The sequence below is a fragment of the Staphylococcus sp. EG-SA-2 genome (assembly GCF_017152085.1).
On sequence record NZ_JACYHC010000153.1, the window covers coordinates 1 to 537 of the forward strand.

The following is a 537-nucleotide window of genomic DNA, read 5'->3' on the forward strand; positions in this document are numbered from 1 at the left end:
TAGGTGTGATAGGTGCATTTATAGGTGGTTTAACTGTTTATACACTTTCAGGTGCTACGAAAGGTATGACACCCATTAAATTAGCATTGGCTGGTATGGCCATCCATTTGTTTTTTAGTAGTATGACTGAAGGTATTATTATTTTGAATGAGAATTCAAACGAACAAGTGATGTTTTGGCTTGTCGGTTCATTATCCAGTATGAAGTGGGATGAAATTTTAACCATTTTACCATGGATTATTGGTGCTTTAATTGTAACGATTTTTATTGGACGTCAACTAACGATTATGGAACTAGGCGATGACATTGCTAAGGGATTGGGTCAAAATATAAATAAAGTTAGAATTATCATTGGGCTATTAGTCATTATTCTTACAGGTATGTCGGTGTCAGTGGCAGGACCAATTGGATTTGTTGGCTTAATCGTACCGCATATAGTCAAACGCTATGTGAGTAAGAATTATTTAGTCATGATTCCATTAACATTTATTATAGGTGCAGATTTGTTACTACTATCAGATGTATTAAGTCGTTTAA

General features: G+C 34.5%; 1 protein-coding gene. It reads left to right on the plus strand.

Annotated elements, in window-relative coordinates; translation table 11 throughout:
- Positions 1-537, plus strand: a 537-nt coding sequence (locus tag IDG60_RS01470; RefSeq protein ID WP_206160405.1) for a FecCD family ABC transporter permease, incomplete at both ends; no start/stop codon positions are given.